The 14671-nt window shown below is 42.7% G+C and carries 13 protein-coding genes; 11 read left to right on the forward strand and 2 right to left on the reverse strand.

Translation table 11 applies throughout. The features are described 5' to 3' along the window. The first annotated feature begins 24 nt into the window (after window positions 1–24). From BW961_RS10390 to BW961_RS10400, 3 genes are all read left to right on the forward strand, one after another. A complete protein-coding gene (locus tag BW961_RS10390; protein ID WP_068585013.1) occupies window positions 25–1365 on the forward strand; it encodes a UDP-glucose dehydrogenase family protein in 1341 nt (446 codons plus the stop codon). Window positions 1366–1412: 47 nt separating this feature from the next. Then, complete coding sequence (locus BW961_RS10395; RefSeq protein ID WP_068585011.1) at window positions 1413–3698, forward strand: hypothetical protein; 2286 nt, start codon at window positions 1413–1415, stop codon at window positions 3696–3698. A gap of 106 nt (window positions 3699–3804) precedes the next feature. After that, window positions 3805–4836 (forward strand): hypothetical protein, encoded by a 1032-nt coding sequence (locus BW961_RS10400; RefSeq protein WP_068585008.1) that lies wholly within the window; start codon window positions 3805–3807, stop codon window positions 4834–4836. 1 nt (window position 4837) lies between these two features. Here BW961_RS10400 and BW961_RS10405 read toward each other — a convergent pair whose 3' ends face one another. Together BW961_RS10405 and BW961_RS10410 are read right to left on the reverse strand one after the other, a co-directional pair. Next, window positions 4838–5194, reverse strand: a complete 357-nt coding sequence (locus tag BW961_RS10405) for a helix-turn-helix domain-containing protein (RefSeq protein ID WP_068585006.1) — start codon at window positions 5192–5194, stop codon at window positions 4838–4840. A gap of 417 nt (window positions 5195–5611) precedes the next feature. Then, entirely contained in the window at window positions 5612–6199 is a 588-nt protein-coding gene (locus tag BW961_RS10410) for a helix-turn-helix transcriptional regulator (protein ID WP_156510122.1), read from the reverse strand. On the opposite strand from BW961_RS10410, the gene BW961_RS10415 reads away from it, so the two are divergent. The 8 genes from BW961_RS10415 to BW961_RS10450 all read left to right on the forward strand — a co-directional run bounded on the left by BW961_RS10415 (window position 6182) and on the right by BW961_RS10450 (window position 14668). Beyond that, window positions 6182–6619: a hypothetical protein gene (locus BW961_RS10415; RefSeq protein ID WP_076576779.1), complete on the forward strand. Its 438-nt coding sequence runs from the start codon at window positions 6182–6184 to the stop codon at window positions 6617–6619. The two genes, BW961_RS10410 and BW961_RS10415, sit on opposite strands and share 18 nt — an antisense overlap. A gap of 566 nt (window positions 6620–7185) precedes the next feature. Next, window positions 7186–7836: a FusB/FusC family EF-G-binding protein gene (locus BW961_RS10420; RefSeq protein ID WP_068584995.1), complete on the forward strand. Its 651-nt coding sequence runs from the start codon at window positions 7186–7188 to the stop codon at window positions 7834–7836. 241 nt (window positions 7837–8077) lie between these two features. Beyond that, a complete protein-coding gene (locus BW961_RS10425; protein WP_244555924.1) occupies window positions 8078–9736 on the forward strand; it encodes a helix-turn-helix domain-containing protein in 1659 nt (552 codons plus the stop codon). Between the two features lie 137 nt (window positions 9737–9873). After that, window positions 9874–10854 carry an iron-hydroxamate ABC transporter substrate-binding protein gene (locus tag BW961_RS10430; RefSeq protein WP_068584989.1) on the forward strand — a complete coding sequence of 327 codons (981 nt, stop codon included), beginning with the start codon at window positions 9874–9876 and terminating at the stop codon, window positions 10852–10854. A gap of 224 nt (window positions 10855–11078) precedes the next feature. Then, window positions 11079–12110 carry an ATP-binding cassette domain-containing protein gene (locus BW961_RS10435; protein WP_068584986.1) on the forward strand — a complete coding sequence of 344 codons (1032 nt, stop codon included), beginning with the start codon at window positions 11079–11081 and terminating at the stop codon, window positions 12108–12110. Beyond that, entirely contained in the window at window positions 12107–12922 is an 816-nt protein-coding gene (locus BW961_RS10440; protein WP_068584983.1) for an ABC transporter permease, read from the forward strand. Before BW961_RS10435 ends, BW961_RS10440 begins: the two co-directional genes overlap by 4 nt. Window positions 12923–13126: 204 nt before the next feature. After that, window positions 13127–13762 (forward strand): hypothetical protein, encoded by a 636-nt coding sequence (locus BW961_RS10445; protein ID WP_244555925.1) that lies wholly within the window; start codon window positions 13127–13129, stop codon window positions 13760–13762. A 579-nt stretch (window positions 13763–14341) separates the two neighbouring features. Then, window positions 14342–14668, forward strand: coding sequence for an ArsR/SmtB family transcription factor (locus BW961_RS10450; protein ID WP_068584981.1), 327 nt, complete (start codon window positions 14342–14344; stop codon window positions 14666–14668). Window positions 14669–14671: the final 3 nt, after the last annotated feature.

The following is a 14671-nucleotide window of genomic DNA, read 5'->3' on the forward strand; positions in this document are numbered from 1 at the left end:
AAACTTAATGAAGGAGTGTTGACAATGAACATTACGGTTATCGGAACCGGTTATGTAGGTCTCGTGTCAGGCGTCTGTTATGCGGAACTCGGCAACCAAGTCATATGTGTAGATAAGGATCCGCGAAAGATTGATATGTTGAATGCCGGTGGGATACCGATCTATGAGCCGGGACTGCAAGAATTAGCTACGGCCAATCGCGAGGCTGGAAAACTATCATTTACGGGGGATCTACCCAGTGCTGTACGACAATCGGACATTATCATCATAGCGGTTGGAACGCCACCATTACCAAATGGAGAGGCAAATCTTGCTTTTATTGATCAAGTAGCGCTTGAAATTGCAGGTGCGATGAACGGTTACAAGATCATTGCTGTGAAAAGTACTGTACCTGTTGGAACAAATGAACGACTTGCTAAATTAATCCGATCCAGATCGGACAAGACCTTTGATAGTATTTCATTGCCAGAGTTTCTACGAGAGGGTTCGGCGATCGGGGATACTTTGCATCCCGACCGAATCATCATTGGTGCAGAAAGCCAGAGTGCTGCTGACACGATGTCTGAACTTCATAAGCCACTAACGGAACAAATCGTTGTGACAGATATCCGTAGCGCAGAGATGATAAAATACGCATCTAATGCCTTTCTAGCGACAAAGATATCATTTATTAATGAGATTGCCAACATTTGCGAAAAGGTAGGCGCAGACGTGACTAAAGTGGCGGAAGGGATGGGTTATGATAAGCGAATTGGTCCATCATTCCTGAAAGCTGGTATCGGATATGGAGGTTCTTGTTTTCCAAAGGATACAAGTGCATTAATTCAGATTGCTGGTCATGTGGATTATGAATTTAAGTTACTACGCTCCGTTGTGGAAGTGAATCAGGGTCAACGCTTTAACGTCATTCGCAAGCTGGAGAATATATTTGACGGTGAGTTGGAAGGGAAGACGGTTGCTGTGTGGGGATTAGCATTCAAGCCCAATACGGATGATGTTCGTGATTCACCCGCCTTGGAGATCATTCAGCATTTAGTTGATAACGGTGTAAAAGTGAAAGCTTATGACCCAATTGCGATGGAAAGCTTCCAAGCTTTATTCGGTAAGGACGGCGTCGAATGGTGCGATGGAGCGCTTGAAACCGCTAGAGATGCGGATGCATTGTGCTTATTGACGGAGTGGGATGAATTCGCAAAGGTAGATCTATTACAGCTACAAAGTGTATTGAAACAGCCGATTCTCATAGATGGTCGAAATGTATTTAAAGAAGAGCATCTGTTGGGAACAGATTTCATTTACTATTCGGTGGGTCGTCCTAATCTAAACCAGGGCGTCAAACAACAGATGCCCGTGCTGAAATTTTAGAGTACTAATCAAATCCATATCCATATCCATATTAAGGGGTGAACGAAATGACATTTACAAAGAAGATGATCGTATCCGCGCTCGTGCTATCTATGTTTACTGTTTCGCTTGGAGGATTACCAATGAGTCAGAAAGGATTCGTGAAGAATTTAGGCTTAATTCAAACGGTAAACGCTGCGGAATTGGAACAGCTGTCGAACCCACTAATTGAGCGAATGATCCAGTTGTACGATGCTCTCGTAACGGGTGGTCCGGCGGATGTAAAGTCTGTAATGAACCTGCGGGATGAACTTGTTGGGTTTGATTATATGGCCAATCGACAGTTGTTTGATCCTATTTGGAATAAGATTAGAGTTAGGATTCCAGAATCCGTCGATCAAACGGAACTTAAGGCTGGTATATTCCGACTCATTCAGGCTGTCGGTTCAATTCAATCCAAGACGGATTTGGATGCATTTCGCTCGAATCCTGATTTCCAAGCTATGCTGAAGATGATCGCCGCTGCTAGTGGCAATATGAATATCGGTACAAATGATCTTCTCGTATTCCTGTTTGGTGACGGTGGGAACCGAATAGGTCTAGAAGGAAAGGTTAGAAATATAATTGAAAATATGTCTTTAATTGAATTGATAGGTTTAGTGGGTAATAGTCAAGCTGTAACTGAGGTATTGCTGCAAGCCGTTGATAAGCAACTAAGTGAAACGGATACCTATAAAATAAGTTCGATTCTGAACAAATTGGACATTTCATCTCAGGATATCAGAACGTTGGTAATTAACATTCAGGCTAAACTTAAGAAGGATGATGCCGCCATTAATGCGATAAGCTTTGCTTATATTCGTACAGCCACACAGGCAACTGCTGAGATTAGTGAGAACGGTCGTAAACAAAGTTACAGCCTGAAGTTGTTCGAAGAGGAAATTCCTTCACTTGTACTGAAATGGAGTAAAGTTTCAGGCAGCGATGATGTGATAGTAGCTCCAAATGGTGTAGTTACGATTCCTGAAGGTGTTCAAAGCGGATCAGCTGTTATTCGAGCGATGATTGTGAATCCGTATGGCAAATTTGCCAAAGTGATTTTTGAGAAAGAGGTCACGCTGGTAGATGACACCGTAGTGCAAGAGAATATATTCCCTGTAGAGGAATACCTGCAACGGTGGAATAAGATAACTGATGCGTTAGTTGCAGGTGGCTCTTCGGATGTAAACAATGTTCGTAAGTTACGTGATGAATTGATCGGGCTGAGCTTCGCCAAAGATCAAGAATGGATTGATCCGATCTGGAATCCGATTGCTCAGAATTTACCAGAATCAGTAGATCAAGTTGCGTTGAAGAACAGCTTGTTTGATATTATTAAATCCGTGGGCTCAATTCAATACGACGTAGAAGCTGCTCAGATGGAAGCTGTTCGAGCAAACCCAGAATTCAGAGCAACATTGAAGACGATTGCGACTGTTGCTGGAGTTCCAACGCTTACAATCGATGACATCCTGATCATGATGTTTGGTGATGGTCGTGAAAATGGTGGAGTTGAAAAAATCGTCCGCAACACGTTAGCGAATATGAGCTCGAATGAACTGGATAAGCTATTAAGTAATAAAGATGGGCTAGATACAGTTAAAAGTACAGCGTTGTCAGAGGTCCTGTCGGATAAGAATGGTTATGCTGTAAGTGATGCAATGTTCAATCTTGGTATTAGACCGGATGATATTGCTTCCATGGTAACTAAATTTAAAAGCAAACTTAAGAACGATGAGAAGGCTATTAAAGCAATGAATGCTGCTTATATTTATTCTGAAGCGGAATCAACCGTTAAGATTACTGATAACGGACGTCAACATGCATATGGGATGACGGTTCTAGGCGTTGAGATTCCTTCATCTAGTTTGAAATGGAAGAAGGTCTCCGGTAGCAAAGATGTTAAGGTAGATTCGAAAGGTGAAGTTAAGATATCGAATAAAGTGGAGAACGGAACGGCAGTTATTCAAGCATCACTGGCCCATTTCCTCGGAGGTAGTTCGAAGGTAATCTTTGAGCAAGAAGTTACGCTTGTTAACGATGACTTCGGGAAAGACCCAGCTGCAGAGATTCAAAAGATCGTCAAGACATTCGAAAGTACTGTTACCGAACTTAAACAGAGACTGCGTGTTGCAACCACAGATTCGGAAAAAATACAATTGCTTGTAGAAGTTGTTCAAGCTGGAAATGATAGTTTTGATCAGATTAGCCCTATCGAATTTACGAAATCGGTTAAGACTAAAGCCATTAATAATATCAAAAAACAGGTCACTCAAATGAGTAATCTCATCATCGAAAGTTTAATGAAATTCTAAATATAAGCCAGTTCTCCTTTGTGAAGGAGGACTGGCCTATTTCTTTTATTATCAATAGTAACGGAAAATTAGGATTATAGTTCCTGCGGAAGAGGTAAAGAGGATATTGAAGGGATCGAAATTTGATAAGAAAGTGGTGTTTAACATAACGATGGGAACACAACGTATACGAAAAAAAAGACGTCGTCGAATTCGGAAACAGAATCCTCTTATAGTTATTTTAGCCTCTATCACGATTATATTGCTTTTTGTATGGGGTGGATTGTATTGGAAGGAGTCCTCAGAGAAAGCGCAAAGCGATGATCAAACCAATGGGAAAGAAAGAAGCCAAACATCGAAGCTAGAGGCAGATAAACGATCAACAAATGAACCGTTAGGCATGAATTTAGGGATGGAAGAAGAACCGCTTATGATAGGTGAGATGGGTGATTCTATTGGAATATCGGATGATCGAATATCGGATGATCACACAGAGGTTGGCGGCGAATCCATATCACAGTCTTCAAATGAAGCGGAGAAGAATGAAGAAATAGGTGCGCAATCTAATAGTCAGCCTCCAGTGACGTCGGGTACATCTGTTCTAAGTCAGCCCAAACCTCAGTCTGGAACTCAAGCCACAGTTCAAGCTCCAATTCAGTCCGAGGCTCAGCCTCAACAACAAAGCAACGCTCAAAGTAATTCTCAAACCAATGTGTATACATCACCACCTACGACGAAGCCGGATTCGTCCAGTACAGTGGAATTAGATTCGCCTAGCACAGGAGAAAAGGACTTAGCTAGCAGTAAACAAACCGATGCGGTCGTAACTCCACTACAGAAATACGAACAAGAAATGATAAAGATTGAGGCGAATTGTAGGAAGGATATGAATATGGTCTTAAATGGGGCAGAGAATAGTATCCAGAAGTTGGATGTGAGGAATTTCGATAGCGTTCAATCATGGAAAGAAAATACAACCAAGGAGATAACAACTGCGGAATCTACATGTGAAGTTACATACCAAGATCTAATTCGAAACGCAGAGAAGGATGCTGTATCTACAAGTGTAATTAATGAGTGGAAACAGACGTATAACACGTTAAAAGTGGGGCTTCAAGATGAATCAAGAGCGAAGATGCAACGATTAATGGGAGGATAAGTTACTCATCCTTTGGTAAGTTTCGGTCACGGATCACACGTTCGAGCAATATACGAATCAGGTCAAGATCGTCTTTTTCCAAAGGAATCCCATCCCAGTGAAGCTGTTCGTAATTTAGATATTCTTTCGCATTATGATTTAGTTCTGCTGGGGGCTCAGGATAATCAGTCAGCCCTAGAAGGTAATCCGCAGAAGTGCGTAACTTTCGAGAAATCGTATGAATGGATTCTAGCGTGGGCTGGCGGTATCCAGATTCATACCCAGCATATGTACTTTTTGCAACTCCAACGTAATCCGCTACTTCCTGCATAGTCAATTTCCTCTGTTTACGCAACTGTTTCAGTCGCTTCGCGAACATCACATGGCCTCCTCTCAAAAGACTTCTAAAAGTCATTTCTTTAAGTGAGATACTAACAAGTACTCACTAGTATTAAATGCAACCATAATTATAGCATGTTCACCAGTTCTATGCGCGATGACTAGTGAAATATTTTTGAGTATTTCAATTTATGAAATATGAATAGAGCTATTCGAAATCGCTTCTATTACTATGAACATAGGGGAACATAACTTCCTGATCGTGCAGTGCGTTCATCACACCATCACTGATATAGGGCGAAGGGTTCCACCTTCCAAAATTAAGCATGGCACGTATGATCACCTCTCAGATTTACTTGCAATGTGCTCTACCAGTAACACAAATCAACCACGTCCATTGGACGTGGTTGATTTGTGTTACTGCTTATCGTTCTACAGTCATTATCTTTAAGGGAAGCTAGCGGACAGTAGCTTCCATCAGTTTCTTGAGAAGTTGTATTTTGCCGCGTACTTCCGCTTTCATATAAATTCTGCCGAGGTGCTTCTTAATCGCCGCTTCGGTCACGTTTAAGCTCTCAGCGATTTCTGCGTTGGATTGGGTTGACATGACGAGAAGAGCAACTTCACGCTCTTTACTTGTGAAGTTGAATATTCCTTCGGGTAGCGATAGAGCCAAAGAGACACCGACCTGTTGGAGCAACAGGTCGAAATACTTCCTTTGTCTTTCTCCACGCAAGTCTAGAAGATAAGTGGGTGATGGAAGATTTGGTCCAAAGTCGAAATGGGTGGCTCCTTCCACTTGATGAAAGCCCATCCGCTTCGTGATTTCCTGATGATAGGGAAGCGGGCTCGAGAACAGAAGTAATCCGCGCTTCATGAGCAAAGAGAGCAATAAGTGCATTAATGCCGTACGGGAAGGTATGGCACCGTCATTTCTTAAATCGATGTGATAGATATACCAGCCTGCAGGTTGGTCGGGATCAGTCCGATATTGTTCCAGCTGCTCATGCGTAAGCGTAGCGAAATAATGTTTGGATATCGGCAATCTGTCGAAGAGATTATTGTTAAAGGAATCGCGGGTGATACACTAGATTATATATTGAAATCACCAGATTTAAGCTTGAGTTCTACTGAGCTTGGATTGGATCTAAGTATACGAACTGAAGATGGGAATAAAGCACCATCAGGGCATTTCGTATTATTGTATGGAGATACAATAATAGCAAATGCAGAAACGGATAACGATGGTAAAGTCAGTTTGTGGCCAAGCAGTGAAGAGGGGCCCAACTTAGCATCTTCAAAAGAACTGGCTTATTCGCAGTATACTTTGCAGTGGAGAGAACCAGCGGTGGGTAATTACAAGGTTATGCTGCAATGGATAAATTTAAAGAATGAGAAGGCTTTTAATCCCATCCCCGTTCATTTTATTTTCTTTGACGGATTGGAAAGTCAATTTGGTTACTGATTCGAGCGAGGTGTCACCTAGACATTTCCTGGGTCGGCTGTGAATGAGATTTAGGCGCCGCATGTCGAACGTGAGTCGTGGTCGTTCATTAGATAGAGAGTAATTTTCGTCCGATGAATAAGACTACGAGGGAAGAAGCTATGGAAGCCAACATAGGAGCAAGACTAAATAGCAGGTCAAGGATAACACCTTGATCTGCTATTTATAGTGAATTACTTTCTTTTTGAGGATATCGGTCTTCTAATCAAAATATTGTATTTGTCCTTTGATGACGAGGGCACGTTGACCGCGGAACTAGGAGAAGGAAGTAGTAGGTATGGGTATGGGGGGACTTGCGGGAAAAGAGACGGTTATTTTATAATGTTAAGTAACAAAGGAGGCGATAGGAATGGCCAATCATTTAGCCAGATTAATACCGACTCATGCAAAGCCTAATATTAGGGCGATACTTTGTATGGGGTGAACAGTTATCGTTAACATTATCGCCTTAGCGTACTTATATCGTTTCTAATAGTGGGCTTTGCACCTTATTTTCTTGTTAATAAACAATAAGGAGCTGAAAAGCAATGGTCAATCCATTCATTAGAAACCATCAATATAACTTAATTAAGAAGCAGACTGGTTTACTAGAGCATGCTTGCAACACCGTTTCCGATCGGAAAGTGGTAGACGCGGTAAGATATAGTGCGCAATCCAAAATTATAGAGGCATTACCAGATACGAATGATCTTCAAAAGCAGACATTGGAGAAGATTTCGACGTTAAATACGTCTGGAGAATTCCAACATTATTTGAGTTCGCTGGTACCTTACATGGCGGAATTCGCCCCATTGACGGAACCGCAGGTTAAGAAGCTCTTTCCCAAAATCAAAAAGTTAAAGGTTCCCGAGTTAGCTGAAATCGATTTCCGCTATATGACTTATCTTGGCTGGATCGATATCGCAACGAATAAATTGTTCATCGTGTATCATCTGAACGGGCAAATCGTAGGTGTAGTAGGAAAATATACTCCTGCGAATAAGAAAAGCTATTGCTGTTTATGTAATCGGCATGAAGAGGTTGCATTTTGTGTGGTGACTACGAAATCGAAACCTGCTAACGCTTCGCCCGATTACTATAAAGCCATCGGTAAATATGTGTGTCTAAACAGCGAGACATGTAACAAGAACATCACGGATGTTACCGCATTGGAGAAATTCATTCAAGACGTGGAATAAGAAATAGTTATACTGATCTATGGGTTCAACCTCGTGATACGTGGGTTGGGCCCTTTTTTTCATTTAGCTGGGAAAAGGAGTGCTATGAAGATGATCCCCAAGATGTTGCATATATGATGTCTTCTTTATTGTTGTACAATAAGGAAAGTGTACAATTCATGTTCAACTAGCTGGTATAGCGCTTAGTACATTGCAAGGGCTCAAGACATTTTTCACTTTTATTGTAATGGAGGCTTTGGCTGTGAAGAACATTGTAGAATCGGAGTGGGCTGAGTCCCATTTTCCATTATATATGGCAGACAGTATTCACTCGATTTATAGCACCACAAATCTCCCAATGTATACTTTTAATGATAGTTTAACTGTTCTGATCGCAGTTGTCGGGGGTAAAGGCAACCTTATGATTGATGATCAAATGTACGAATTGATGGAGGGGAGCGTTATCTTGCTTCCGGCGCACACGGAGGCCGTTCTCAGTGCAAATCTTCAGCATCCTCTTCATGTTTACAAGCTAGTAATCAATACTCGAGTGCAAGAGGGGGCTCTGCTTACAGGTGCATTGATACGGAAAAGCGAGGCGGCCTCAAATGTCATTATTCAATTCTTCCCTTATGAACCTGCGATTGTGGCGCATGTAGAGGAACTTTATATCCATCGATTACCAGACAATGAAGTCCGCCATGTGCAGAATCAAATTGTGTTTCACCAAATTATTCTTCGATTACTGGAGGGGCAAGAGGCCAAATATGTTGCTAGTGAACAACCATCGATGGAACGCAGCATTACTTACTTGGAGAACCACTATAGCGATAAGATAACACGTGAGCATTTAGCCGAGATTGCAGGCGTAAGTCAATCCTACTATTCGATTCTTTTTAAGGAGCATACCGGATTCTCACCTAGTGAATACTTGTCTCGACTTCGTGTTCATCGAGCTAAGGAGCTATTAATTAGCGGATCAGGTACGCTCAGGGAGATTGCACAGAAGGTCGGTTATAAGGATGAGTTCTATCTCAGTCGTCGGTTTAAGCAACAGACGGGAGCTGCGCCTTCTGGTTACAACCGTGGATACTTCAAGCGCGTGGCCGTATTGCTTACGCCCTACGCCAGTCATCTGATGTTACTAGGATTGGAACCAGCTGTTATTATTTCGGATAGTAGCGAATATGTGAGTACGTCCGGTCTGCATCCGCCAGAAACGATGATGTTTATTCATGCTAATTCTTCTGCGGAACAGGTGAAGTCGTTATTGCTTGATAGCAACATCGAGCTGATTATTGCCGCAAGCCAACACCTGGATCAATATGGACTGAATGCGGAACATTTACGGGCTGTAGCGCCTATTGTGGAAATTTCATGGATGGACATAGGCTGGAAAGAACACCTGCGTATCATTGCTCAGATAATACAGAGAAGAGATCGGGCAGAGCAATGGTTAGCCGTTTTTGAGGAAGAGGAACAGGCAGCTCGGTTGATGGTGCAGGATAACGGAGTAGCCAATGAGATCATCACGATTCTGGTTATTAAGCCAGAGGCATTGTTCGTTTACGGCGCACGCAATGCAGGATATGTGATCTATCAATCGCTTGGACTACAGCCCCCTACAAGGATCAAGCAGCAAATAGAGAAGCTTGGGGATCAATTCCATTCCATTTCCATTGAAGTATCAGAGCTCGCAGATTATGCGGGAGATCGGATACTGGTTATTGTATTTCCGGATGTAAATGGTTCAACCGCGCATTCAGAAGAGATATTTAAGTCGAACGATTGGCGCAAGCTTTCAGCCGTACAGCAGAAGGGTGTACATTTACTAGATCGAGATGAATGGATTCCTTATAATCCGGTTTCAATACGTTTGCAGCTTCAACGTGCGGTATCTTTATTTACAGGCAACCAATAGTCCAAGTGATTTCTCCAACAAAAAGGCATGGTTTGACGCAAAATGGAACCCTATAATAGTTTTACGCAAATGAAAATGATTATTATTATCATTGACATCAAAACTAGATAGCAATAGAAAAGGGAGAGAGTCATCATATGAAAAAGCTTTCTGTTCCATTCGTTCTGTTCTTAGTCATTCTTTTGAGTGCTTGCGGGGGCAATCCAACGAACAAATCTAATAATGTAGGGAGCCCTTCCGCTGTATCTTCTACGGACGCGCCGTCAGGTAAGGAATCAACATCAACCACTTCCGATTCGTCAGACACCTTCACCTATCAATCCGAGAATGGGCCTGTTGAGGTTCCGACGCATCCACAGCGCGTCATTGTAATCACTCGATTCTTAACAGGTAATGTTATGGCGTTAGATGTGCCACTGGTCGGCGTGGACGAAATGTCCAAGTCTAATCCGAATTTCGAAGAAAAGTTAGCCAACACAGAGGTAGTTACGGACGAAAGTCTAGAGAAGATCATTGAGTTGAACCCGGATCTAATTATAGGGCTCTCGGATATCAATAACATCGACAAACTTAAGCAAATTTCTCCTACGGTTACGTACACGTATGGCAAAGTTGATTTCTTAACGCAGCAACTTGAAATTGGAAAGTTGTTAAATAAAGAACAAGAAGCTCAGGCCTGGATCAATGACTTTAATGATCGTAGCCATAAAGTGGGGGAACAAATCAAGGCGAAGATTGGTGCTGATGCAACCGTTTCGGTTATCGAGACGTTCAATAAGCAACTCTATGTGTATGGAGAGAATTTTGGCCGGGGAACAGAAATTCTCTATCAGCAGTTCGGGCTCGGCATGCCTGTGAAAGTTAAGGAAGCGACGAAGAAAGATGGGTTCTTCGCCGTATCGACAGAAGTTCTGAAGGATTACACCGGCGACTATGTCATTTTCAGCAAAAATGCGGATGAAGACAACTCGTTCCAGACTACGGAGACGTACAAGAATATTTCTGCTGTCAAGAATCAACATGTTTTCGAGGCTGATGCGAAGGCATTCTACTTTAACGATCCACTTAGTATGGAATACCAACTGGAGTTTTTCGTTCAACATTTTCTCGGCCAATAAGGAGACGATGAGAGTCAAAGAGGTGCATAAAGAGGTTAGCCATATAGGCTGACCTCTTTTTATTATGTATGAAAAAAGGATGCAAACCTAGGGTTTCAGTATGGAATTCGGAGTGATTTAAATGATTAATACCCAATTTTAATGAGTATTCAATCTTTGTTTAAATTCAGTTTACAAAGGTGAGTTATCATCACGATATAAACAGTTATATAGGAGGAATTGCAATGGTTCATGTACAAAAAAGAATAATAGAGCCCAGTCATGGTGATTGGGCCGTCGAAGCGCGCGGACTCGTCAAGAATTTTGGAGACAATCGAGCAGTGGATGGCGTAAATTTAAATGTTCGTGCCGGTACAATCTACGGCGTGCTTGGTCCGAATGGGGCAGGTAAGACCACAACAATTGGAATGCTGGCGACTTTACTTCGTCCGGATGCAGGTTCGGCGCGAATCTTCGGGCACGATGTGGTGAAGGAGTCGCAGATTGTCCGTCAATTGATCGGGGTGACAGGTCAGTATGCATCGGTCGATGAATCACTTAGCGCTACTGAGAACCTGATCATCTTCTCTCGGCTGCTAGGGCTGGGGCGTGCAGAAGCGCGGCAAAAGGCAGACGAGTTACTTGAGGAATTTGGCTTGACGGAGGCAGCGAAGAGACCGTTGAAGAACTTCTCCGGGGGCATGCGTCGTCGATTAGATCTGGCGGCAAGCCTCATTGCGCAGCCACCCCTTATTTTCCTTGATGAGCCGACTACTGGGTTAGATCCACGCACACGTACACAGATGTGGGATACGATTCGTCGGTTGGTGAAGACGGGGTCAACCATACTGCTAACAACACAGTACCTCGAAGAGGCCGATCAACTAGCAGACCGGATCGCCGTTATCGATCATGGCCGAGTTGTCGCTGAAGGCACTGTGGATGAACTGAAAGCGTCCGTAGGTACTTCGTCATTACAATTGAGTGTCCAGAATTTACAAGACATTGAGGTTGCCCGCCAGTTCGTTGAACGGGTGCTCCAAATCCAGTCAAATGTATCGTACGAATCCGGAAAGATTACAGCACCGATGGCGAACGCCGACCTTGTTACAGACCTTCTTATCGCTCTGCGTGAGGCTGGAATTCCCTTGGCAGAAATGAGTGTACAAAAACCGACCCTTGATGAGGTATTTCTAACGATCACAGGTCATGGTGTTAAGGAGGGTGCGGTATCGGCATCCTATGAATCGAAGAAAGCGGAGGTGGCAAAAGCATGAAAAGTACTTCAATTAAATCGGGTTTCGATCGTGAACTAAAAAATCACACGAGCTTCAGACAGACGGTGCGCAATTCGTTGACGATGGCCTATCGAGGTCTACTGAAAATTCGACGCACACCGGAACAATTATTTGATGTTACACTCCAGCCAATCATATTCACCCTGATGTTTACCTACATTTTTGGTGGGGCCATCTCAGGTGATATCGTGAGTTATTTGCCCGTAATTATCCCAGGTATCCTCGTACAGACCGTGATAACGACCTCAGTTGTCACAGGTGTCCAATTGCGAGAGGACATGGATAAAGGTGTATTTGATCGATTCAAGTCACTGCCTATTGCGCGTATTGCGCCATTGGCGGGAGCATTGTTGGCAGATACCATCCGGTATAGTATTGCTACTATTCTTACCTTAACCATGGGATATATTATGGGCTATCGGCCCGAGGGTGGTCTAGAGCACGTCGCTCTTGCGGGGATTCTTGTAATTTTCTGTGCCTGGTCGATTAGTTGGATTTTCGCCTTCTTCGGCGTGATTGCCCGTACTGCCTCAAGTGTACAGGGGATATCGATGATTGTGCTGTTTCCGCTCACGTTTCTTTCCAACGCCTTCGTGCCAGTCAATACTATGCCGAACTGGCTCCAGTGGTTTGTAAATATTAATCCGATTTCGCATCTCGTCACTGCAGTAAGAGATCTTGCCAACTCTGGAACGATAGGTTGGGACCTGGTCATTTCTCTGATTGGATCTGCTGTTATTGTTGGGATCTTTGCACCCATTACGGTACGTGCATACATGCGTCGGACATAGTAGATATACCCTCATCAATAGAATCGCATCACAAGCAATAATATAATTAGGGGGATCTTCCCCTAGGCTATTGCTCCAGCAGCATTATTAACTAAGCAGCGGTGATGCTATTTCTCATAAAAATCATGGTAATAATATTGTTTATTTCTATTATTTCCGTTCAAGCTACTGAATGGTATGATAGAAAGTGGGGTGAATATAAATATGAATATGAAAATGAACAATGAGACAACCAGCGAAGAAGAAAACAATAATCAAGAAACGATGTCTGAAGAAAACATGGTTGAGCTTCTAAAAGCTGTCCACCATAATGGCATCGTGTCTTTGAAACAGCACTTTAACGAAGTCCAAGGACAAGTGCTGAATCTGGATGCTTATGGTCCTATTTTTGTGTATCATGTGAAGGATGATTCGAACGATGTATATTCTTGTGGTTTCTTCCTTCGAGAAATGGTTGCAAGATTCCAGTCAGGTAATGATCCAGCAATTTGGATGGCTTCTTTCTTCTATGAGTTGATGAAGATTAAGGGAGGCAAGACACTTCCAGAACCAGCCTCAAGCGAAGATGATGCGAAAGCAATCATTGACAACGTGTTAGTTCCTAAATGTATTCAAGAAGTACGTGAGGAATTTGCTCCGGAAGAAGTACATGCGGGTCTAGGTTGGAACCAAGAATACGGTCCGATCTTCGAAGCGGGATTCCCTGCGATCAAAGAAGGAAATAACGTGTGCGCGTTCCCATTACATCTATTATTCACACATTTGCAATTGAATCGTGACCCATCAGAGCTACTACTTCAAGGCTTGTACCAGATCCGTAAAGAACATGGTATGGACTAGGATGATCTAATTATTATGTGAGCTTAAGTGTGAAACTCATCCTAGGTTACACAAGACAAAAAAGCTACTTCTTCGGAAGTAGCTTTTTTGTCTTGTGCAGTCTTAAAGAAGGCGAATCAAATATTCATATATAACCCTAAAGCTTGAAAGAACCATTCGTGGATAACGTAACTATGACTGTGAAGAGGTATAAGTGTAAATCCAATGATCTCAACTTCGTTTATTGACGATGGAGGATTGCGATCATTATAAAGTTCTTGTGTTTAAAGGATTTTTAAGATACGGAGCATAGGGGGATTACAACTCGCACATGCTCGTCTTCCCATCTTGGGATGTCCAAATCCTTATTCAATAGCTGACGAAGCCTACTCAACGAGGATTTTAGCGGTGATTCAGACGCCGTGCTCCTCCGTGATGCTTACACATGTAGTCTTTACATTTACTCCGTCCGCGCGGACCGAACCCCTGACCTCATCGCTGCTAGGATGTAGCTAATTATTTCTATTGCATTCTCAATTTAAAAGGAATAAAATACCATTATGTTTACATGTTTAAAAATTTAAACATAAGGAGTGTTTCATGAAGCATCATAATTGCGACAACAAACTGATCCTAGATAAGTTCACCCAAAGCACCTTGATATTCCAAGCGTTGGGAGACGTGAACCGCCAACAAATTATCGCTCTTCTTATTGAACTGACAAGTTTGAACGTAACGCAAATCACCGAACGAATGGAGATTTCCCGACCTGCCATATCCCATCACTTAAAGATTTTACGGCAAGCCCATCTTGTCGATTGTGTCCACAAAGGCAAAGAGCGATTTTATAGCTTGAGCTCCAGTATACCTGATGTCCTGCAAGTTATTAAGAGCCTAATAGAAGCGATAGAATCTCAAAGGAGTTGAAGC

This window comes from Paenibacillus macquariensis (assembly GCF_900156375.1).
GTDB classification, from domain to species: Bacteria; Bacillota; Bacilli; order Paenibacillales; family Paenibacillaceae; genus Paenibacillus_AQ; species Paenibacillus_AQ macquariensis.